Raw genomic sequence first — 388 nt, forward strand, 5'->3', positions numbered from 1 at the left:
ATGCCGTTGTTACGGTCAGTAGTTTCAAAACAGGTCATCGCGCGCAGGCCAACTTTTAAAAATGCGTCGCGCAATGTGGAGAGCGACCCGCCGATATACGCCGGAGAGGCATGGTGATCGATAACCGATGTACATCCGCTCTTAATCGCTTCCAGGGAACAAATCAGTCCGCTGTAATAGAGCGACTCTTCATCAAGGGCGCGATCGAGCCGCCACCAGAGATTTTTCAGCGTTGAGATGAAATCCGGGCAAGGGGCGATGTTTGCCATAATTCCGCGGGAAAGCCCCGAGTAAAAATGGTTGTGCGAGCAGACAATCCCTGGCATCACAATCCGGCCATGCATCTCTTTGAAGCTGGCGTCGGGGTAGCGTTGCGTCAGGGCATCGC

Annotated in this window: 1 protein-coding gene; it reads right to left on the reverse strand. The window is 53.9% G+C overall.

Features of this window, described 5'->3' with window-relative positions:
• Positions 1-344: amidohydrolase family protein (locus tag A7976_RS11850; protein WP_371440618.1), on the reverse strand; the 344-nt coding region annotated here is incomplete at its 3' end.
• Between the last annotated feature and the right edge of the window lie 44 nt (positions 345-388).

It is taken from the genome of Methylobacillus sp. MM3 (assembly GCF_001645185.1).
Taxonomy (GTDB): Bacteria; Pseudomonadota; Gammaproteobacteria; order Burkholderiales; family Methylophilaceae; genus MM2.